This window comes from Actinokineospora auranticolor, from assembly GCF_002934265.1.
Lineage (GTDB): Bacteria > Actinomycetota > Actinomycetes > Mycobacteriales > Pseudonocardiaceae > Actinokineospora > Actinokineospora auranticolor.
In genome coordinates this window covers 24442-45025 of sequence record NZ_PTIX01000015.1, presented here as the reverse complement: position 1 = coordinate 45025, position 20584 = coordinate 24442, and the positions used below count along the sequence as shown (strand labels likewise).

Here is a 20584-nt window from a genome sequence, read left to right as displayed (position 1 = left end):
CCCGCTGATCACGCGGAGGGGAACTCGAGGTTGACGTTCGTCCCAAAGGGCGAACAAGCTATCCCACAAACGGGTGATGGAGAGTTACGGTGGGCCGATGAAGCCCATCGAAGCGCTGCTCGCGGTCCTGCGCGAGGAACGCGTCACCAAGGTTTTCGGCAACCCGGGCACCTCGGAGCTGCCCTTCCTGGACGCCCTGGTCGACACCCCCGACATCGAGTACGTCATGGGCGTGCACGAGTGCGCCGTCGTCGCGATGGCCGACGGCTACGCCCGGGCCACCGGCAGGCCCGCGTTCATCAGCCTGCACATCGCCGCGGGCCTGGCGAACGGGCTGATCGGGCTGCTCAACGCGGGCCGGTCGCGCACCCCGCTGGTGGTGACCGCCGGTCAGCAGGACCGCCGCCACCTGATCCAGGACCCGATGCTCTCCGGTGACCTCATCGGGCTGGCGCGGGCCGCGGTGAAGCAGACCTTCGACGTCCAGCACGCCCACGACCTGCCGCTGCTGCTGCGCCGCGCGTTCGCCGCCGCGGTCGCGCCGCCCGCGGGTCCGGTGCTGCTGTCGATCCCGATGGACCTGCTCGCCGAGGACGTCGACGTCGACCTGCCCACCCGCACCACCTTCGCCCCGCTCGGCGCGGCGGGCGGCGTGGCCGAGGCGGCCCGGATGCTGCTCGACGCGGCGAACCCGGCGATCGTGGCCGGGGACGGCGTCGGCCGCGAGGGCGCGACGGCCGAGCTGATCGCGGTGGCCGAGGCGCTCGGCGCCACCGTCTTCCACCAGCCGATGCACGACGCGGTGGACTTCCCGTACGCGCACCCCCTGCACGCCGGGCCGCTGCCGCCGGTCAACGCCGCCGTCAACAAGGCGCTGACCGGCCACGACGTCGTGTTCATCGCGGGCGCGCACGCGTTCAACCCGCACCACTACACGCCGGTCTCGCCCATCCCGGAGTCCACGGCGGTCATCCAGCTGGACTCCGACCACGCCGAGCCGGGCCGCAACTTCGGGGTCGCGCTCGGGCTCGTCGGCGGCATCAAGGCGACCCTCGGCCTGCTCGCCGACGCCATCGGCGGCCCGGCGCCGCGGGCGGCCGAGCGGGTCGAGGCCTCGGCGGCGCGCCACCGGACCCGCGTGGCGGAGCACGACGCGGCGGCCCGCGCGGTCTACGGCCCGGCGCCGTTCGACCCGTTCGCCGCCGTGCACGCCATCGTGGCGGGGCTGCCGGAGGACGTGGTGGTCATCGACGAGGCCATCACCAGCGGTGTGCTGTTCCGCAAGGTCATGAGCTTCGACCGCCCCGGCGGCCTGGTGCACACCGTCGGCGGCGGCCTCGGCTGGGGCGTCGGCGCCGCCATCGGCACCGCGATGGGCACCGACCGCCCGGTCGTCGCCCTGCTCGGCGACGGGTGCACGATGTTCGGCCTCCAGGGGCTGTGGAGCGCGGCGCGGGAGCAGGCGCCGGTGACGTTCCTGGTGATGAACAACGGCGAGTACCGCACGCTCAAGGACACTTTGGACAGCTGGCACAGCCGGGCGACCGTCACCGGGAACTACCCCGGCCTCGACCTCACACCGTCCAGGTTGGACTTCACCAAGGCCGCCGAGTTCTTCGGCGTGCCCTCGGTGCGGCCGACGGACCTGGCGCACCTGACGGAGATCGTCGCCAAGTCCACCCAGTCCGCCGGGCCGCTGCTGGTCGACATCCCCATCACCGGTCACCCCTCGCACGCCTGACGGCCCCCGGGTCCCGCACCGCGCGGGACCCGGGGAACCCTCCCCGCGACGCGGGCCCACGTAAGGTGGGTCCATGCGCACACGCCCCACGCTGAGCTGGACCGCCGTGGGGGCGCCCCTGCCCAGGACGACCAGCCTGGACGAGGTGGTCGACGTCGTCGGCCGGGGACGGGTGGTGGTGCTCAGCGGGGCCGGGCTGTCGACCGAGTCCGGCATCCCCGACTACCGGGGCGCCGAGGGCAGCCTGCGCAAGTACACGCCGATGACCTACGACGAGTTCGTCGCGGGTTCGGACGCGCGCAGGCGCTACTGGGCCCGCAGCCACATCGGGTACCGCGTGATGGCGAACGCCGAGCCCAACGACGGCCACCGCGCCGTCACGGACCTGCACCGGGCGGGCCTGGTCACCGGCGTCATCACCCAGAACGTCGACGGCCTGCACCAGGCGGCGGGCACGCCCGGGGTGATCGAGCTGCACGGCGGCCTCGATCGCGTCACCTGCCTGGGGTGCGGCGCGGTCACGCCCCGCGCGGCCCACGACGAGCGCCTCCGCGCCGCGAACCCCGCGTTCAGCTCGACGGCCACGAGCATCAACCCCGACGGCGACGTGGACCTGCCCGACTCCGCCGTGCGCGCCTTCCACCTGGTCGACTGCCCCGCCTGCGGCAGCGACGCGCTCAAACCGGACGTGGTCTTCTTCGGCGAAAACGTCCCGAAACGCCGCGTGGAGCGCTGCAACTCCCTCGTCGACGACGCGGCCGCCCTCCTGGTGCTGGGCTCGTCCCTGACCGTCATGTCCGGCCTCCGCTTCGTCCGCCGGGCGGCGTCGAACGGCATCCCGGTCCTGATCATCACCCGCGGCCCGACCCGCGGCGACACCCACGCCGCAGTCCGCGTGGACCTGCCCCTGGGCCAGGCCCTCACCGCTCTCGTGGCGCGCCTGTCCACTATTTGACCGATTTCTCGAATCCGCGAGCGTACCGAGAGATTTGCAAGGTTCATTTACCACCAGGCCCGGCATTTCGCATATCGGAAATCGGATCCGAATTCGTCCACACGGCGATGCGCCCCCCCAAATGGACGGTCGGCAATTTCGGACGGTGCGTCGGGTCCATTGCGGCGACGTCCGCGGTGGTGGCAGTCTCGGGGGTAGAACCCATCTGGCCCACCGCCGTCGCTTCCGCACGCCACCGGAAGACACGGCCCAGGCCGGGCGCGCTGGAGAAAGGCGGTACGGTGGGAGGGGCTGTCTTCCGTGGACTCAGCACTTTGCTCAACACCGTGCAAACGCTCGTGAACCGGCCACGGCCGTTCCGGGTGGACGAGAAGCCGTACCCCAGCGAGCGCACCAGCTGGAACCGCAGCCGGGAGCGCGCTCTCCCGCTGGTGTGCCTGATCGGCGACGACGCCTGCCAATGGGCGCGGTTCCTGGAAAACCTCCTGAGCCGGGCGGCACCACCCAAAGTGCTGCACGCCACGCTCGAGGTCGACAAGGCGAGCGCGGACATCCGCGCCGCCGGTGCCAGGACCGCGCCGGAAAGCGGGACGGTGCCGGAAGAAAGGCTGCTCCCGCTGCTGACCGCGCTGCGCCGGAGCCTCGCCGCGGACCGGTTCGGCAACCAGCGAATTCGACGGTTCCGCATGTTCGGATTCGTCGAGTGGCTTTCCGCCGGACCACGCCGTCGAATCACGGTGTCGACGAGCGCGCCGCGATCACGACCTTCCTGCGGTGGTGGCACCGGGCCCGCCCCGGCAACGCGCTCGAACCGGGCGAGCCGACGCGGGTGTCCGCGCCCGGTGTGGCGTTCACACCGCGCGCGGCCACCCGCGCGCTGCGGTTCCAGTGGTGGGTCCGCGTGGGACGGGAGCGGTCGTGGCTGCGGCGCCAACCGGTCCTCTCCCCCGGCCACTCCGAGTCCTTCGTCGGGTTCGCCGAGTGGCTCACCGAGGCGAGCGGCCGCGACGACGCCCGCTACGAGCTGAAGCTGCTGCTGGTGCACGCCTTCCTCGAGGACCTGCGCCGCGAGTTCGGCACCGGGACCTGGCGCCTGCGGCGGGGGCGGCGCACCGCGCACGTGCTCGTCCTGCTCACCGGCCTGACCGAGGACAACGGCGGGTGGGAGTTGCTGAAGCTGGTCAACGACGTGCGCGACCGGTCGACCGAGCCGGATCCGGTGCTGTTCGTCGCCACCGCCGACAAGCCGCCCGACTGGCTGCCCACCGAGGTGGAGCCGGTGCACCGGCTGCCCGGCGCGCTCGCCGCGTGGGCGCGGCGGTTGCCCGAGCGGCGGCAGTTCCTGCACGACGACGCCCGGTTCGTGGTCGTCGGGATGCCGGACGACGCCGACCGGGCCGGTCGAGGACCACGACGAGACCGCGTGGTCGGACATCGGGTACCCGCGGCCCCGGCCGGTCTCGCCGCTCGTCCGCAAGGCGACGACCCGGGTGGTCACCACCGTGGTGGTGGGCGGCCTGCTCACCGCCGCCGGCCTCTGGTATGTGCCGCGCTGGCTGGGCACAGGCCTCCCCGAGCTGGGGATCGGGGTGAGCGTGCGGTTGGTCGACACCCCCATCGGCGTGGAGTGCGTCGGCTACAGCGACCGGTCGGGCCAGACCTTCGGCGACAGCGACTGGATGCGGACCGCGCAACGCGCGGTGTTCGAGATGAACGAGACGGCCGCGCGCCTGCACGCCGAGTCGCCCGCCCGGCCGCTGGTCAGCGTCATCTACCTCTCGGAACTGACCAAACCGGAGGGCCAGGTTGGCGCGGACGACTCCACGGTCGAGCAGCTGACCGGACTGCTCCTGCTCCAGGCGTGGGCCAACCAGCCGAGCGACCACCCCACCCCGGTGCTGCGGGTGGTCATCGCGAACGCGGGTTTCCTGATGAGCCAGGCCGGTACGGCGGTCGACCTGATCACGCCGCTGCTGGAGCAGGACCGGTCCGTCCTGGGCGTGGTCGGTATGAGCCGGACGGTCGACTCCGTGGAACAGGCCATCACCAGGCTCGGCGACCTCGGGGTGCCCGTCGTCGGCACGACGCTCACGGGCACCGGGTTGACCAACCGCTCACCCCTCTACTTCCAGGTCATCCCCGACAACCACCAGGAAGCGGCGCTCGTCCAGCGCTACGCGGCCGAAGCGGGCAAGGCGCTCACGGTCTACCAGCCCGAATCCGTCGACGGCGACGGGTACCTGGCGTCGTTGCACGACGAGCTGGCGCAACTCGTGCGCGCGGAGGACCTCCGCCTGTGGCGCGACGTCGCCCTGGTCGACCCGGTGTGCGGGGCCGACCGGATCGCCTTCTTCGCGGGCAGGCAACCCGACTTCGACAGGTTCCTCGACCAGGTGCTCGACGTGTGCGGCAAGGACCTGCCCACGGTGATCGGCGACGACACGGTGGCCCGTTTCGTGGCCCAGCAGGCGAAGCGCGCCAACCCGAAGTACAGCGGCAAGTCCATCACGTACGTGTCGCTGGGTCCGCTGACGGTCCTGCGCAACCGGGATTGCCTGTCGGACGGCACCACCCGGGCGACACCGCTGTGCGCGGGCCTGCGCGACCTGACCGGCGGCCGGCCACTCGCGCTGTTGCGGCTCCCGGACGTGCGGGACTTCGCCCGCCCGCCGGAGTGCGTGCTCATCGTGAACGCCGACGCGACCCAGTGCCGGTAACTCCACAGAGGACGCTCGGTTCCGGCTCCCCCGGGCCGGAACCGGTGGCGCGGCGGCTACTGCGGGTACAGCACGAAGAGCACGCCCGCCGACACGTCGGTCGTGGCGTCCGCGCCCTCGGTGACCTGGTGGTCGCGGAAGCGGACCTCGCCCGTGTCCGCGCCCATGACCTCGCCGACCACGGCGTGCCCGCTGCCGTCCGCGCGGCCGAACGCGACGGCGAAGCGCCGGTGGCTGCCCGCCGCCACCCGGCGCATCTCCGCGACCAGCGCGGTGTAGGTGGTGAGGGTGGTGGGGGTGGCCCGCAGGCCCGCGGCGCGGAACAGCGAGGTGATCTCCCCTTCCGAGGCACCGCCCCGGATCTGCATGGTTTCGGTGGTGGTGATGAGGGCGCCGACGGTCGTGTCGAGGAGGGCGGCGGCGGTGACGTAGTAGCAGTTGTCGTCGAGGCCGTAGGTGTTCGTCGCGGGGGCCGGGGGCTCGACCTCCATCTCGGCGGTCAGCGCCTCGTAGTCGGCGCGGGTGACCTCCACGTACTCGATCTGGTGCTTGGTCGGGTTGTCCCAGGTGAACACGACGGGCTGACCGCCCGCGAACTGGCCCAGGTCGGTGACGTTGGCCAGCACCAGGTCGCGGTACGGTTCCACATCGGCCACCGGGTCGCCGTAGAAGCTGTTGCTGTTGGAGAAGCGCATGGGTGGACCTCCGCGTCGTCGGCCGGACAGCCAGCACATCGCTTGATCCACTTCGGCCGTGACGGGGTGGTCACAAGATCGTCCGAACGCCCCCCGGGTCAGGGGCGGTAGCGGGGCATGACCGTCCACTCGTCGGTGGAACCGACGCGGGGGTCGTAGTTGGGGTCGTCGCTGCCGCGGATGTCGCCCTGGCGGTTGACCCAGTAGAAGCGGTACCGGGTGCTCAGCTCGACCGGCCGGTTGTTGTCGTACGGGTCGACCCGGGTGTCGACGTTCCCCAGTGCCTCGCGGAACTCGAAACCGCGCCGCTCGTCGGACCGCCAGCGCTGGTCGACGACCTCCTGCCAGCGCTGCTGACCGTGGTCGTCGACCTCGTGGAACCGCTGTCCCAACGCGATGGAGTTGTCCAGGTTCTGCCGGGCCAGCGCGCCCGCGCCGTAGGTCTGCGAACCGGCCGGGGCGACGTGCGCCGCGACGTCCGGCAGCCACTCGCGGTAGGCGGGCCAGGACGGGACCTGGGCGGCGGCCATGGTGATCGACGCGTCGCACTGCCCGTAGCCGTGGGTCACCTGGGAGACAACGACGGCGTGGCAGGCGATCGGGCCGATCGCGTAGGTCAACTCGAACAGACCCGCCGCGGTCGCGCCGGGCGGTGGCGGGACCGGGCGACCCGAGTGCCACGCGGTGACCGGCATGCCCTGCAGCCGCAGGGCGTAGTCGGCGAACTGGTCCGGGGTGAACGGTTGGAACATCCCCACCAGACCGACGGTCATGATCGCCGCCTGCTGGTCCGGGGAGTTCAGGCACAGCATGTTCGCGTTCTCCTGCACCGTCCACCCGTCGGGCAGCAGGAACCGGAAGTAGTTGCCCACCTGGGGTCGGGCCTGGGGCGCGCTCATCGTCGGGTCTCCGCTCGCTGGAATCCGACCACTGCATCGGCGCACGGCACCGGGCGTTACCCGTCGACGGTAGACAATCGGTGACGACCCCGACCGCCGTCACGCGGTCGAGGCCCCTCGATAGGGTGGCGCGGTCAACTTCGACTCCCCACCCCAGGAAAGGAACACCGCTGTGGCGATCTCGGTGGACTTGGCCAAGCAGCTCGACAAGGCCTACGAGGAACTGAGCCTGACCGAGGTGCTCGACGCGCCCGTGGCCGCGCTCGCGGGCGTCAGCGAGGGCGACGCGGAGAAGCTGGCCGCGGCCTTCGGCATCAAGACCGTCCGCGACCTGGCGAGCAGCAAGTACTTCACCCTCGCCGCCGCCCTGCTGCACCTCGAGCAGTCGGCCAAGTGACCCGCGGTCCGGGCCGGGGATTCCCCGGCCCGGACGCCGCCGCCTGAGCGCCCCCCACCCTCGACGGACCCGGTCAACGACCTTTTGAACCCCACCGCCCGAATCGAGCGCAGCCCCCGCCCTCCTCCGGGGTGTCCCTATGGGGTTGTCAAGCCGCGATGGCGGTGTGGGCGGGTTCGGTGTGGCGGTAGTGGGCGCTGTTGCGGAGCATGGCGAACAGGACGTCGCGGCGGCGTCGGGCGAGGCGGATGAGGGCGGCGTTGTGCTTCTTGCCCTCGGCTCGTTGCCGGTCGTAGTAGGTGCGGCCGGCGGGGTCGTGCAGGGCGGCGAAAGCGGAGAGGAAGAACGCGCGTTTGAGTTTGCGGTTGCCGGATCTCGCGGGGTGTTCGCCCTTGATGCTGGTGCCGGAGGTGCGGGTGACGGGAGCGATGCCCGCGTAGGCGGCCAGGTGCGCGGAGGACTTGAACGCGGAGGCGTCGCCGACTTCGAGCAGGATGCGGGCGGCGGTCCTGACCCCGATGCCGGGCATGGAGGTCAGGACCCGGGCAGCCGATCGGGCCGCCGGGCGGGACAGGATCTCCAGCGTCGCGGGGTGGGCGGCTCTCGGGCCGAGCACGCGTTCCAGCGCGGGGTGCAGGCCGGTGAGCAGGCCGCGGATGCGGTTGCTGATCCGGGTGGCCTCGGCGGCCAGATCGTCGTCGAAGCCGATGAGCACGTCCAGTTCGGCGAGGGTGTCATCGCCGACGTCGATCCGGCGCAGGGCGTGGGGCAGGGTGCGGGCGGCGTCGGCGATGACGAAGGCGTCGCGGGCGTCGGTCTTGGCGTTGCCGGGGTAGAGGTCGGCGATCCCGCGCGTGGCCAGGCCGGGCAGGTAGGCGACGTCCAGGCCGCAGGCGCGGGCCACGGTGACCGGCAGCGCGCCGATCGTGTTGTGCTGGTCGACCACCACCAAGACCCGCCCGAGCTTCGCGAGCTTGTCGAAGACCTCCCGCAGCTTGGGCTCACTGTTGGGCAGCGGCCCGCCGTGCAACCGCCTCCCTGCCGGGTCCAGGCCGACCGCGTGGTGCTCGCCCTTGCCGACGTCCAGGCCGGGGAACACCGCGTAGCCGTCGTCCATCAACGGTCCTCACGTCTCGTCGTGTCCTGGTCGCCAGTCACGCACCGACGGCCGCAACCACGTTACGACGAGACCTGCCCAGAGGGCGGCCGTGTCCCTATCAGCGGTCCACCCACGCACCAAACCCGGTCCCCCGGATCATGCGTTCGACTGGGGAAGCAAGTCATGCCGGGCCTGGCGACCAGCACTCCTTGATCAGGAGCTACGAAGAAGGTAACGGGGACAGCCCTGCTCCAGTCTACCGGCGCTGGGGTGAGGTGGAAGCGGCCGCGAAATCCTGTGGATGGACAGGGCAGGCGAGATCAAATCGCGGCCTGCCCCGGGCGGCGGATCGGATCAGGGGTTGGAGCTTCAGGGACGCTGTCCCGGCTGGTCCACGATCACCGGTTCCCGCATCGAGTCGAAGTTGGTGCCGAGGAACTGGTGGGTGGTGGGGTCGAAGACCATCACCACGCCGACGGACCCCGGATCCCCCTCCGGCTGGGTCCAGGTGATGCCGACGCCGGGCCTGCCCGCGCCGTCCTGGGTGCTGGGGATGACGGTGAGACCAGGGATCTGGGCGGCGGCCTCGTAGAGCGCGGCACGGGTGGCGGGCGGGAGCATGGACTCGGTCGCCAGGCCCAGGATGTCCTTGCCCCGGGCGTTGATGTCGCCCGGCTCGCCGCTGGCGTTGTCCGCCAGGTAGGTGATCATCGCCTCGGTGGTCGTGGGCAGGTCCGAGCGGTACGCCGGACGCACCTCACAGGGCTGGAACTGCCCCGGGACGACGTCGTCCCCCTTCACCACGGCCTCCACCCCGCCTCGACAGCCGGGCACGGGGGTGTCCCTGCCCGCCCTGCGCATGAGGCTGTCGTGCTTGCCGTCCACGGAGAACCAGGTCTCGCGGTCGCCGGTGCGGGTGTAGACGAACTGGTCGGGCCGCGGGGTCTGGCCGGTCTGGGCGCGAGCGGTCTTCGCGGCCGCGGCCAGCAGCCGCACCGGGTCCGTGACGGGCGGGGCGGTGGCCTGTCCGGTGGCGGTGGACGGCGCGGGCGGGTCGCCGCCGACGAAGGAGAAGGCGACCACGGCGGCGGCCGCCGCGGCGACGCCGATCGTCGTGCCCCCCAGCGCGATCCGGGAGCGGCGGCGGGAGGTGCGCTGCCGGGTGATGCCCGCGACCAGCCGCTGCCGGACCGGGTCGAGGTCCGCGGCCGTGGGCAGCGGGGTGTCCGCGCCGAGGTCGTGGACGAGGGTCAGGTCATCGAGCCTGGTGTTGTCCATTGTTGAGCAGCTCCTCGATGGTGTCGGTGGTGGAGGTGGCGCCGAGCGCCTCCCGCACGAGGCGGCGGGCGCGGTTGAGCCGGGAGCGGACGGTGCCGACCGGGATGTCCAGTGCCGAGGCGACTTCCTCGTAGGCCAGCTGCTCCCACGCGATCAGCAGCAGCACGTCCCGGTCCCCCGGTGACAGGGCGCCCAGCGCCGCGGTGAGCTGGGCGCGCAACGACCGGGCGGTGACGTCGGCGGCCACCCGGTCGGCGTGGTCGTGCGCGTCGACCGGGTGCGGCCGGGCGCCGAACCGGCGCGCCTCGGCGCGGCGGTGGCCGCCCGCGACGTTGGTCGCGATGCCGTAGAGCCACGGCCGGGCGTCCGGTCTGCCCCGGTCGTAGCGCTCCCGCTTGTCGAAGGCGGCGAGGAACGTCTCGGCCACCGCGTCGTCGGCCGCCTCCCGCCCCAGGCGCCGGGCCAGGTACCGGTGGATGTGCGGGGCGTGCCGGTCGAAGATCTCGGCGAACGACTCGGGCTCCCGCCGTGATCGTTCGATGATCTCCGCGTCGGTTGCTGTCATCTCGTCCTCTCGGGCGGGCACTGCGCGGTTCGGTCACCTGTTATCCGCACAACCCCCGATCCGGGTTCACGGGCCGCCGGTGTAACAGCGGCGCGTACTGGTCACCGTAGGGATTTTCCGCGAAACGCAAGGAGGTTCCGCGATGCGCATGCGCGTTCCCACCGCCGTGGTCACCGTGGGCGTGCTCGCCCTCGTGGGTGTCACGGCCACCGCCACCGCCGCCGAGGCCAAGGATCGGCCCTGCGGGCAGGCGGCGCGGGCACAGGGTGTGGGCGGCAACGGCACGCCGTGGACGCTCAAGTCGATGTACGACGACGACGGGCCGGTACCGGGGGCGCTGGTCGTCGGGGAAGAGTTCGAGATCGCCACCCGGGGCGCAGGTCAGCACTGGACGGTCACCTTCACCGACAACGACGTCGTGTTCTTCACCAACCCCGACGACGTCTCGACGCCCACCGGGCTCCGCGAGGTCCACATGACGCCCGCCGCGCGCAACACGGTGGAGCACATGAGGGCCCACGCCGTCCGCCACGACACCGGTGAGGTCATCGACGGCACCGTCGTCCTGCCACCCGCCCCCGCGCGCTGCGGCAACCGCGGCGCCTGACCCACGCAGGGGGGACACCACCCCGGCCGCTGGGGCGGCGCGTCGAGGTGGACGTGGCGTTCCGCCGCGGTGATCACAGCCGCGGCGGAACGCCACCGCCAGGTCCCGCGCGTGATATCCCTGGGATGTCGCGACGCGGAGGAGGACGGGGATGCCGAAGGTGACCGTGGACGGGCTGGAGTTGGCCGTGCTCGACCCCGGCGGTGATGGTGCGGTGGTCCTGCTCGCCCACGGCTTCGGCCTGGACAAGACGATGTTCGCGGACCTGGCCACCGCGCTGGCCCCGCGCTACCGCGTCATCACGTGGGACAGCGCCGGACACGGCGACACCACCTCCGACGGCTCGCCGTACACGTACTGGGACCTGGCACGGGGACAGCTCCAGCTGATGGACGCGCTCGGCGTCGAGCGCGCCGTCGTCGGCGGGGTCAGCCAAGGCGGTTTCATCGCCCTGCGCACCGCTCTGCTCGCACCGGAGCGGGTGACGTCGCTGGTGCTGATGGACACGGAGGCGTCCGCCCTCGCCGCGGACGACCGCGCGCAGTACACCCAGCTGTTCGCGGCTCTCACCGCTTCGGGACCGATCGACGACCTGATCGTCCCCCTGTCCCGCCAGATCGTCGGCGACGAGCGCCTGGCGGCGGTGTGGGCGGCGCGCTGGCGCGAGCGCGGGGTTCCGCTCGGCGCCCCGGTGGACTGCCTGATCACCCGGGACGACATCGTCGACCGGCTCGCTGAGATCACCTGCCCGGCCCTGCTCCTGCGCGGCTCAGAGGACGTCTCGATCCCGGTCGAGCGCATGGCGCTCCTGCGCGACCACCTGCCGGGGTCGACCGACATCCAGACCGTCGACGGCGCGGGCCACTCCCCCGCGCTGACCCACCCGGCCGCCACGGCCGCGATCATCTCCGCGTTCCTCGCCGGGGAGCTGCCCGCCAAGTCCCAGCGGATGGTGTGACGCCGCGTCCGGTCCGGCGCGGGGCGGCTACGCCTCGCCCATGAGGACCACAGCGGTGGCCGCCGCCATGGCCGCGACCAGCATGTTCATCGTCTCGCCCGCGTCGGCGGACCCGGCTGCCCAGCGGTTGCTCACCGCCGACCCCGGCGGCGGCACGGTGGGTGTCACGGTCGCGGGCGTGCCCGGCCAGACCTGGGACCTGGCGCCGGGTACCACCGGGTAGCCCGGGCGCGCCACCCGATCGGTTGACGGTTGGCGGTCCGGCCGCCGTGCCGGCGCGACGCTGGTGGGGTGACAACCGACTCGGCACGACGCGGACCCGTCGAGCACGACGCGCCGGTGCGCTACACCGTGCTCTCCGTGAAGGTGATCATCGCGTGGGCGGTGCTGATCGTGGCGGTGGGGGGTGCGGTGACGGCGTGGCTGCTGATGGGGCACACCGACCGCGACACCGAGGCCGACCGGCTCAAGCTCGACGCGATCCGGACGGCGGGGTCGATCGTGGTCGGCACCGGGGGCGCGGCGGCGCTGCTGCTCGCCGCGCGCAGGCAGCGCAGCACCGAGATCGCCCTGCGGCAGAAGGACCGCGACCAGGCCGACACCGCGCTCGCGTTCGCGCTGCGGGAGCGGGTCGCCGCCGACACCCGCGACGACGCCGCCGCCCGGCGGATCACCGACCTCTACACCAAGGCCGTGGAGCTGCTCGGCTCGCCGCACGCCCCGGTCCGGCTCGGTGGCCTCTACGCCCTCGAACGGCTGGCCCAGGACAACCCGGGCCAGCGGCAGACCATCGTGAACGTGCTGTGCGCGTGCCTGCGGATGCCGTGCGAACTGCCCGACGACACCAGCGACGACCTGCCCGTCGAGCAGATCGAGGACACCTACCGGGCGACCTACCGCGAGCGCCTCCAGGAGCGCGAGGTCCGCCTCACCGCGCAGCGCCTGATCACCGCGCACCTCTGCCCGGGCGAGCACACCGACGGCCCGCTGTCGACGTTCTGGCGCGACATCGACCTCGACCTCACCGCGGCGACGCTGGTCGGCTTCAGCCTGCGGCGGTGCGCGGTGCGCACGGCGGTCTTCCGCTCCGCCACCTTCGTCGGCTACGCCGACTTCGCCTCGGCCGCCTTCTCCGGCGACGCCGACTTCGGCGCGACCACCTTCACCGGCGGCGCCAACTTCGGCGCCACGCGCTTCGCGGCCGACGCGGACTTCGAGTGGACCACCTTCACCGAGTACGCCAACTTCGAGGCGGCGACCTTCGCCACCGCGGACTTCGAGTGGAGCACCTTCGGCGACGGCGCCGACTTCGAGTCCGCGCAGTTCACCCACAGCGCGAACTTCGGTTCCACGACCTTCACCGACGGCGCCGACTTCGAGCGCACCCACTTCCACGACGGCGCCAACTTCGGCGCGGCGGGCTTCACCGGCTACGCCGACTTCCGCACCACGGTCTTCGGCGGCACCACCAACTTCGGCGCCGCCACCTTCACCGCCAACGCGGACTTCCACGGCGCCGAGTTCTGCCCGATCCCGGCGCCGCGCACCGATTCACCCACCGACCCCCAGGTCGACTTCCACAGCACGACCTTCGAACGCGGGATCCCGCCGGAACTCGCCGACTACACCGACCTCGACTGACCGCTCCCCGTCGTGGCGCTCAGGGCCTGGGAGAAGGTGAACGCGTTGGCGTAGAGGGCACGGCCGATGATGGCGCCCGCCACACCGCGGGGCGCGAGCGTCGCGACGGAGCGGAGCTCGCCGAGGGAGCTGATGCCGCCCGCCGCCAGGACCGGGGTCGGGGTCGCGGCGCAGACGTCCTCGAACAGGGGGAAGTTCGGGCCGGACAAGGTGCCTTCGCGGGTCACGTCGGTGACCACGTACCGGGTGCAGCCCGCTTGGTCGAGGGTGGTGATGACGTCGGTGAGGGTGGCGACGGTCGTCCCGTGACCGGGTCCCGCGACGTGGCGGGCGTCGTCGACGGTGCGCACCGGGAGGCTCACCCCCAGGCGGTCGCTGTGCCGGGAGACGGCGCGGGCGCACCAGTCGAGGTCGGTGAGGGCGGACCGGCCGAGGTTGAGCCGGGCGCACCCGGTGGCGAGCGCGCGGTCGAGGGAGGCGTCGTCGGTCAGGGTGTCGCGGCACATCAGCTGCACGTCGATGTCCACCGCGCCGATGACCCGGCGGACGGTGTCGATGTCGTCGTCGACGGCGACCAGGTGCAGCCAGGTCGCGCCCTGCCGCTGGAACTCCAGCGCGGTGCGGACCGGGTCGACCCGGACGGGTTCGGGTACGTGGCCGTCGCCCACGAGGTGCACCACCCGCCCGCGGGCGACGTGGATGGATGGGAACACCGTGAACGCGTCCGTGGTCATCCGGCCTCCTGCTCGGGGTTGATCAAGGGTCACTTAACCGCGTGGGGCGAACCGCGAAACTCGTCCATCAGGGTGGGAACCGGTCGACACCGGTTTGGAGCAGCGCGGGACCACGCAGGGTCCGCGCCCGTGCGACGTCGGGTTCATTTCACCGGCAATGGCGTTACGGGGATTCTCACGCGGTGGTGGCGGCGGAGAGCGTGGGCGGGACCAGCCGACCGCCGTGGGAGGACCGAACGTCACGGATCCGGTGTCCGGAACGGACAGTGCGGCCGTGACCGCGGCCCACGAACCGCTGCTGTCCGTCGCGGACCCGGACGAGGTCGCCGACCTCGCCGCCGCGGAGAACCTGGTGCGGTGCTGGGTGCGGGAAACCCGCGTCGCGGAGCCCGATGGCGACGTCCTGGCGTTGTCGCTGCCCGCTTCCGGGGCGCGGTTGCGGGTCCGGGTGCACTACTGGTCGCGAACGGGCCACCACCGGTTCGGGCCGGTGAAACACCGAGCGCGGGGTCCGGTTGGACTCCACTGCGGTCGCCGCGCTGCTGGCCACGGAGGCGGCGTCCGAGGCGTCGCGGGCACCGTCCGACGCGGTCGCCGACATGGTGGGCCGCGTGCTGGATTCCCGCAGGCGGGTGGCGCGACAGGTCGAGGCCCGGCGCGCGGAACACCCTTCGGGGGCGCTCGATTTCCTCGCCGGTGAGCAGTCACTCGTGCTGGGGCACCCGCTGCACCCGTCACCAGCGAGCCGGGAGGGTCTGACCGGGGAATCGGCGCGGACGTGTTCCCCCGAGCTGCGCGGGGAGTTCGCGCTGAGCTGGTTCGCCGTGGCAGCGGAGTTGGTGGACCAGGACTCGGCCTTGGCCACGCCCGCCGACCGGGTGGTGGCGGAGCAGGCACCGGAGTTGGTCGTGCCGGAGGGGTTCACCGCCGTACCCGCGCACCCGTGGCAGGCGGGTGACCTGGTGACCCGGCCCGGGGTCGGGGAGTTGCTGGACCGGGGCGCGTTGGTGCCGTTGGGGTCGGCGGGACCACAGTGGTCCCCGACCTCGTCGTTGCGCACGGTCTACCGGCCGGACGCGCCGGTGATGCTGAAGCTGTCCCTGGGGTTGCGGATCACGAACTCCCGCCGGGAGCACCTGCCGGTCGAGCTGGCGCGGGGGATCGCCGTGCACCGGCTGCTGGCGGCGGGGCTGGGCGCGGACCTGCGGGCCGCGTACCCGGACTTCGACGTCGTCCGCGATCCGGCGTGGCTCGCGGTCCGCGGCGCGCGCGGGTTGGAGGTGGTACTGCGCGACAACCCCTTCCGGCACGGGGAGCGCGTCTCGTGCCTGGCCGGGCTGACCGCGTCACGCCCGGACCGACCCGGTGGCCGGTCCACCCTGGGCGCCCTCTTCCACGACCTCGCTCGACGGGACGGCAGGGAGACCCAGGAGGTCGCAGAGGAGTGGTTGGCGCGCTACCTCGACGCCGTCATCGCCCCGGTGCTGTGTTTGTACGGTGCGCACGGCCTCGGTTTGGAGGCGCACCAGCAGAACACGCTCGTTGTGCTGGACGAGTCCGGCCTGCCCTCAGGTGGGCGCTACCGGGACAACCAGGGGTACTACTTCTCCGCCGAGCGCGCCGACGCGCTCTCGCGGTGGCAACCGGGCGTGGGGCGGGACCTCGGCACCTGGTGCCCCGACGCGGTGATCGACGAACGCCTCGGCTACTACGTCGGCGTCAACAACCTCCTCGGCCTCGTCGGCGCGCTCGGCGCTCAACGGCTGGCCGATGATCGGCCCGGTCGACGGGCAGTCGGTCTACGTCGACATCGCCAACCCGCTCGCGTGATCACCGCCGACGACCCGGTGCCGGTACCCGCGGGTGACTTCCACCTGCGGCCGGTCGATCCGGTGGCGGACGCGGAACTGGTGCGCGCTTGGATGAACGACCCCGAGGTGGCCCGCTACTGGAACATGGCCTGGTCACAGCGGAGGATCGTCGACTACCTCCGCGCCACCGCCGCCGAACGCGACGCCTGGATCGGGCACCTCGGCACCGAGGCGATGAGCTACTGGGAGGTCTACCGGGTAGCCGCGGACCCGCTCGCCCGGTGCTACCCCGCGCATCCCGACGACCTCGGCGTGCACCTGCTCATCGGTCCGGCCCACCACCGGGGCCGCGGTCTCGGCCACCACCTCCTGACCGCCGTGACCGACGCCGTCCTCGCCGCCCACCCCGAGGCCGCCGCGTCGTCGCCGAACCCGACTCGCGCAACGCATCCTCGATCAAGACGTTCGAACGGTCCGGTTACACCTTCCTCGGCACCGTGGACCTGCCCGACAAGACCGCCGCGCTGATGTCCCGCGAACGCGGCGTCAGCAGGTGATGAGCAGTCCCAGGACCGTGTCGCAGGTCGCGGTCGCGGAGTCGTTGGCCGGGTTGGGGTCCACCGGCGTCCCGGCGACCTTGACGACCCGGGCGGTGCGTTGACCAAGGGTGAGCAGGTCCGCGACGGTGCGGACCACGCGCTGGGTGGACTTGCCCGGCTCCAGCGGGCCGACCACACAGGACACCTGGTTGCCGGACGCGGTGCAGCCTGCGGGGACCAGGGTGGGCGTGATGCCCGCGGGCAGGGTCAGGACGACGGTCGCCGAGCCGAGGGTCGCTGGGCCGGAGTTGGCGACGCCGATCGTGTAGTCGACGCGGCTGCCGGTGATGGGCGCGGCGGCGGTGAGGGTCACGGCGGCGTCGGCGGGGACGACGACGGCCCAGTCGCCCGCCATGAGCGCGGCCGTGGCACCGCCCGGGGAGGCCGCGGTGCGGGAGCGGCCGGTGCCGTCGGGCTTGACGGTGTCGAAGACGCGGCCGTAGCCGCCGGTGATCAGGATCCGGGCGCCGTCCGGGGACCACTGGGGCCCGTACTCGGTGGACGCACTGGGCACAGTGGACAGTCCACTGCCGTCGGCACCGACCACGCCGACGCCCGCGGTGACGCGGCTGAAGAGGGTGAACGCGACGCGGGTGCCGTCGGGCGACCAGTCCGGGTGCCAGGCGCTGGTGTAGTCGGGGTTGTCGGTCAGGCGGATCGCGTTGGCGCCGTTGAGGTCCGCGACCCACAGGTTGCCGTTGGCGATCCCGGTGGGCGGTGGCACGTAGGCGATGCGGGTGCCGTTGGGCGACACCGCGGGTTCCGCCCCGGTGATGCCGGTGGACGCGCCACCGGTGCCGTCGGCGTTCACCGACACGATGACGCCGTCGCGGTTCGAGTAGAAGATCCGGCCGTTCGGCGCCCAGGACAGCGTCCACACGACGAATCCCCGCTCCACCACGCCGTCGGCGCCGACCTGGGTCTGCCCGCTGCCGTCGGCGTTCATCACCCAGATCTGGTTGACACCGGTCCGGCTGCTGATGAACGCCACTTTCCGCCCGTCCGCCGACACCACCGGCGACGAGTCGTACTCGGGGTGGGTGGTCAGCCGCGCGCGGTCGGTGCCGTCGGGGTTGACGGCGAGCGCCTGGACATAGCCCGATCGGTCAGCCCGGCGCACCTGTTGGGTAGCCGCCCCCATCGGGCTACGGGGGCGGCGCGGACGGGTTAGCGCGGCGTGGACCGGTGGCCCTGGGTGCTCGGGCCGCTACGCGGTCTGCTCGATCAGCACCTGCATGCCCTGGGAGTCGACCAGCAGCACCGCGGGCAGGAACTGGCCGTTGGCGTGCTCGGACTTCATGACCTCCTCCCGGATGGCGTCCAGCCACCCGGATTCGGCGGCCGCGATGAGCAGCTGGTCCGGGTTCGGCATGCCGACGACGATGCGGTCCGTGCCGAGTTGCCGGGACAGCCGGGCGTGGAAGTCGTCGAGGGCGATGGCGGAGGAGGCCAGCCAGGTGGCCCGGGTCATCGAGAGCAGGTCGCCGCGGTCGGACTCGTGTACCTCCATGCGCAGGCCGCGCTTGAGGTTGTCGCCCGCCTGGGCCAGCAGGTCGGCCAGCGGTGGGGCGCCCATGTCCTCGTGTTCCTTGGCGGTCAGGTAGTGCACGCCGACCGTGCCGCGCTCGGTCATGCCGACCCGGCCGAGGGTCACGGCGAGCTGGCCGGGGACCAATTGGAGGTGCGGGAGGGATTCGAGGAGGGACGAGCCGGTGGCGGCGGTGCTCCAGACCAGGGGCAGCAGCTCCTCGCCGGTCTCCTGCGCCTGCTGCCGCGCCGCTTCGACCATCACCCGGCGCGCCTCGGTGAAGGCCGCCTCCCAGCCGTCGGGGGCGGGGCGGGCGAAGCTGTAGGTCTGCTGGACACCCGGGAAGGTCGCGGCGACGAACGCGTTGTCCTCGTCCGAGGGCTGCCACTCGCTGTAGACGGCGGTGACGTCCGCCGGGGTGATGCCGCGCTCGGTCGAGACGTGCGCCCAGGCCAGGCGGACGGCGTCGTCGGCCTGGGTGGGGACGTTGGCCAGTGCCGGTTCGCCTTCCCGCAGTTGGAACACGATGACGTTCACGGTGACGTCGTTGTTCATGGCCACGAGGCTAGTGCCGGGCGCGTGTGAGGCGTGTTGCGAGAGCGGTTCGCCTTCCCCACGCGCGCCCGGCCACAAGGTCTAGACCATATGACGGGTGCGCCGATAGTCGCGCGGCGCGCAGCCGTAGGTCTGGCGGAACACCCGGCTGAAGTACGAGGAATCCGGGATGCCCCACCGAGCGCCCACTTCGGACACCCCGGTCCCGCGCGCGGCCAGCAGGTCGACCCGGCACCGCTCCAGCCGCCGGTCCCGGATCCACCGCGCCACCGTGGTTCCCTCGGTCTCGAACAGCCGGTACAGCTGCCGGGTCGAGACGTGGTTGGCCGCCGCGACCCCGGTCGGGCTCAGCTCCGGGTCGGAGAGCCGGGCGTCGATGAAGGCGTGGATGCGGTGCAGCAGGGGATCCGGGCCGCGGCCGGTCACGACTTGTATTCGGGGTGCAGCGACAGCGCGATGAACTGGAACGGCCGGTCCACGCTCTTGTAGCCGAGCGGGCAGTGCCGCACACCCGCCGGGATGTAGACCGACGCGCTGGTGGAGATCTCGTAGACCTCGCCCTCGATGGTCAGCTCCGCGACCGCGCCGAGGTCGTTGATGTCGTCGGGGTTCGAGCCCATCCACAGCAGGACCTCGTCGTACTCGTGCGTGTGCTCGAGCACGTACGGGTTCGGCGTCGGCACCTGGTAGATCCAGCTGTAGGCGATGTGCACCTGGCAGCCCGGCACCTGCCAGCCGCTGATCAGCGCGTGCGCGCCGCTGGTACCGCCCTCGACCTCGCCGTAGGCCAGCACGCCCTCGTTGGGCAGCTCCTCGCGGACCATGTTGCGAACGATGTACTTCTCGTACTTCCCTGCCATGTCAACGCCTTTCGCTTCGATGTGGCCTGTTTCGAAGCTACGAGCGCGGACCCCGCGCGGACAGTCAGAGGTCGTGGGCCAACTGGTACTTTTCGCGGATGTCCCGCCGAAAGTCACCCGGGCTCGCGCCCGCCTCCCGCTTGAAGAACCGGCCGAAGTAGGACGGGTCCTCGAAGCCGAGGGCGTGCGCGATCTGCGCGACGCTCAGCTCGGTCTGCGCCAGCAGCCGCTTGGCCTCCAGCGCCAGCGCCGCGCGGATCACCGCGCCCGGGGTCGTGCCCAGGGCGGCGCGCACGAGGTCGGTGAGGTGGCCCGCGGTCACCCCGACCCGCTCGGCGTACGCGGTCACCGAGCGCTCGGCGAGCACGTGCTTGGTGACCAGCCGGGTGAACCGCCACACGATCGACGACGAAGCGGGCACCCGCGGGTGCGCCTGCCGCAGCCGTTGGATGCGCACCAGCAGGATGTGCAGGTGCGCCTGCAACATCGTGGCGTACCCGGGGTCACGGGACCGGTACTCCCGGTCGATGTCGTCGAGCACCTCCTCGACCTGCGCGGCTTGCGCGTCGTCGAGCCGCAGCAGCGGGCTGCCGCCCGGCGCCGGGAGCAGCCCGCCGGGGTGCACGAGCAGGAACTCCTCGGCGAACACCAGAACCCGACCGGTGATCAGTTCGGAATCCTTCCAGAAGTGCACCTGGCCGGGCGCGAGCACGTACACCGAGTTCGGCTCGATCTCGTACGGCTCGAAGTCGACGACGTGCACTCCCCCGCCGCCGGTGAGGAACAGGATCTCGTAGAAGTCGTGCCGGTGCGGGAACCGGGCCCTGGTGAAGGACCCGATCTCGTCGAAGGTCCCGATGGCGAACGGCGACAGGCCGTTCGGCACCGGGACCTCGATCTCGTGCAGCGGCAGCGGCGGTGTCGCGCGGACCATGCCGCCCCCTT

Annotated in this window: 21 protein-coding genes; 9 read left to right on the top strand and 12 right to left on the bottom strand. The window is 72.1% G+C overall.

Annotated features, from left to right (window positions below; genetic code table 11):
- The first annotated feature begins 97 nt into the window (after positions 1-97).
- Both CLV40_RS24250 and CLV40_RS24245 read left to right on the top strand, forming a co-directional pair.
- A complete protein-coding gene (locus CLV40_RS24250; protein ID WP_104481297.1) occupies positions 98-1741 on the top strand; it encodes a thiamine pyrophosphate-binding protein in 1644 nt (547 codons plus the stop codon).
- A gap of 73 nt (positions 1742-1814) precedes the next feature.
- On the top strand, positions 1815-2696 hold the full coding sequence (locus tag CLV40_RS24245; protein WP_104481296.1) for an NAD-dependent protein deacetylase: 882 nt from the start codon (positions 1815-1817) through the stop codon (positions 2694-2696).
- A 43-nt stretch (positions 2697-2739) separates the two neighbouring features.
- On the opposite strand, the gene CLV40_RS37415 is transcribed toward CLV40_RS24245, so the two are convergent.
- Positions 2740-4194 carry a hypothetical protein gene (locus tag CLV40_RS37415; RefSeq protein WP_146108214.1) on the bottom strand — a complete coding sequence of 485 codons (1455 nt, stop codon included), beginning with the start codon at positions 4192-4194 and terminating at the stop codon, positions 2740-2742.
- On the opposite strand from CLV40_RS37415, the gene CLV40_RS24240 reads away from it, so the two are divergent.
- Positions 4187-5413 (top strand): hypothetical protein, encoded by a 1227-nt coding sequence (locus CLV40_RS24240; protein ID WP_104481295.1) that lies wholly within the window; start codon positions 4187-4189, stop codon positions 5411-5413. The genes CLV40_RS37415 and CLV40_RS24240 overlap by 8 nt on opposite strands.
- 56 nt (positions 5414-5469) lie before the next feature.
- Here CLV40_RS24240 and CLV40_RS24235 read toward each other — a convergent pair whose 3' ends face one another.
- Both CLV40_RS24235 and CLV40_RS24230 read right to left on the bottom strand, forming a co-directional pair.
- Positions 5470-6108 (bottom strand): hypothetical protein, encoded by a 639-nt coding sequence (locus tag CLV40_RS24235; RefSeq protein WP_104481294.1) that lies wholly within the window; start codon positions 6106-6108, stop codon positions 5470-5472.
- 98 nt (positions 6109-6206) lie between these two features.
- Positions 6207-7007: a hypothetical protein gene (locus tag CLV40_RS24230; RefSeq protein WP_146108213.1), complete on the bottom strand. Its 801-nt coding sequence runs from the start codon at positions 7005-7007 to the stop codon at positions 6207-6209.
- Positions 7008-7179: 172 nt separating this feature from the next.
- Between CLV40_RS24230 and CLV40_RS24225 the strand changes: the two genes are divergently transcribed.
- Entirely contained in the window at positions 7180-7404 is a 225-nt protein-coding gene (locus CLV40_RS24225) for a hypothetical protein (RefSeq protein ID WP_104481292.1), read from the top strand.
- Positions 7405-7552: 148 nt separating this feature from the next.
- Here the strand turns inward: CLV40_RS24225 and CLV40_RS24220 are convergent, their stop codons facing one another.
- From CLV40_RS24220 to CLV40_RS24210, 3 genes are all read right to left on the bottom strand, one after another.
- On the bottom strand, positions 7553-8521 hold the full coding sequence (locus tag CLV40_RS24220; RefSeq protein WP_104481291.1) for an IS110 family transposase: 969 nt from the start codon (positions 8519-8521) through the stop codon (positions 7553-7555).
- Between the two features lie 351 nt (positions 8522-8872).
- Positions 8873-9781 carry a CU044_5270 family protein gene (locus tag CLV40_RS24215; RefSeq protein ID WP_104481290.1) on the bottom strand — a complete coding sequence of 303 codons (909 nt, stop codon included), beginning with the start codon at positions 9779-9781 and terminating at the stop codon, positions 8873-8875.
- Entirely contained in the window at positions 9759-10346 is a 588-nt protein-coding gene (locus CLV40_RS24210; RefSeq protein WP_104481289.1) for an RNA polymerase sigma factor, read from the bottom strand. Before CLV40_RS24210 ends, CLV40_RS24215 begins: the two co-directional genes overlap by 23 nt.
- Before the next feature lie 142 nt (positions 10347-10488).
- Between CLV40_RS24210 and CLV40_RS24205 the strand changes: the two genes are divergently transcribed.
- From CLV40_RS24205 to CLV40_RS24195, 4 genes are all read left to right on the top strand, one after another.
- Positions 10489-10953: a hypothetical protein gene (locus tag CLV40_RS24205; protein ID WP_104481288.1), complete on the top strand. Its 465-nt coding sequence runs from the start codon at positions 10489-10491 to the stop codon at positions 10951-10953.
- A 151-nt stretch (positions 10954-11104) separates the two neighbouring features.
- On the top strand, positions 11105-11911 hold the full coding sequence (locus CLV40_RS24200; protein ID WP_104481287.1) for an alpha/beta fold hydrolase: 807 nt from the start codon (positions 11105-11107) through the stop codon (positions 11909-11911).
- A gap of 40 nt (positions 11912-11951) precedes the next feature.
- Entirely contained in the window at positions 11952-12134 is a 183-nt protein-coding gene (locus CLV40_RS37410) for a hypothetical protein (RefSeq protein WP_146108212.1), read from the top strand.
- A 68-nt stretch (positions 12135-12202) separates the two neighbouring features.
- Positions 12203-13552, top strand: coding sequence for a pentapeptide repeat-containing protein (locus CLV40_RS24195; protein WP_104481286.1), 1350 nt, complete (start codon positions 12203-12205; stop codon positions 13550-13552).
- Here the strand turns inward: CLV40_RS24195 and CLV40_RS24190 are convergent.
- The gene (locus CLV40_RS24190; protein WP_104481285.1) at positions 13534-14286 is read right to left on the bottom strand and encodes a HisA/HisF-related TIM barrel protein; all 753 of its coding nucleotides are present in this window, start codon (positions 14284-14286) and stop codon (positions 13534-13536) included. The genes CLV40_RS24195 and CLV40_RS24190 overlap by 19 nt on opposite strands.
- A 515-nt stretch (positions 14287-14801) precedes the next feature.
- Here CLV40_RS24190 and CLV40_RS24180 point away from each other — a divergent pair.
- Complete coding sequence (locus CLV40_RS24180; RefSeq protein WP_104481283.1) at positions 14802-16625, top strand: GNAT family N-acetyltransferase; 1824 nt, start codon at positions 14802-14804, stop codon at positions 16623-16625.
- An 18-nt stretch (positions 16626-16643) separates the two neighbouring features.
- Here CLV40_RS24180 and CLV40_RS24175 read toward each other — a convergent pair whose 3' ends face one another.
- From CLV40_RS24175 to CLV40_RS24155, 5 genes are all read right to left on the bottom strand, one after another.
- Complete coding sequence (locus CLV40_RS24175) at positions 16644-17837, bottom strand: DUF11 domain-containing protein (RefSeq protein ID WP_104481282.1); 1194 nt, start codon at positions 17835-17837, stop codon at positions 16644-16646.
- A gap of 66 nt (positions 17838-17903) precedes the next feature.
- Positions 17904-18779, bottom strand: coding sequence for a DUF1444 domain-containing protein (locus CLV40_RS24170; RefSeq protein WP_104481281.1), 876 nt, complete (start codon positions 18777-18779; stop codon positions 17904-17906).
- Between the two features lie 81 nt (positions 18780-18860).
- Positions 18861-19205, bottom strand: coding sequence for a helix-turn-helix domain-containing protein (locus CLV40_RS38280; protein ID WP_181043705.1), 345 nt, complete (start codon positions 19203-19205; stop codon positions 18861-18863).
- Positions 19202-19639, bottom strand: a complete 438-nt coding sequence (locus CLV40_RS24160; RefSeq protein ID WP_104481279.1) for a cupin domain-containing protein — start codon at positions 19637-19639, stop codon at positions 19202-19204. Before CLV40_RS24160 ends, CLV40_RS38280 begins: the two co-directional genes overlap by 4 nt.
- A 64-nt stretch (positions 19640-19703) precedes the next feature.
- On the bottom strand, positions 19704-20573 hold the full coding sequence (locus CLV40_RS24155) for a helix-turn-helix domain-containing protein (protein ID WP_104481278.1): 870 nt from the start codon (positions 20571-20573) through the stop codon (positions 19704-19706).
- Positions 20574-20584 lie beyond the last annotated feature (11 nt).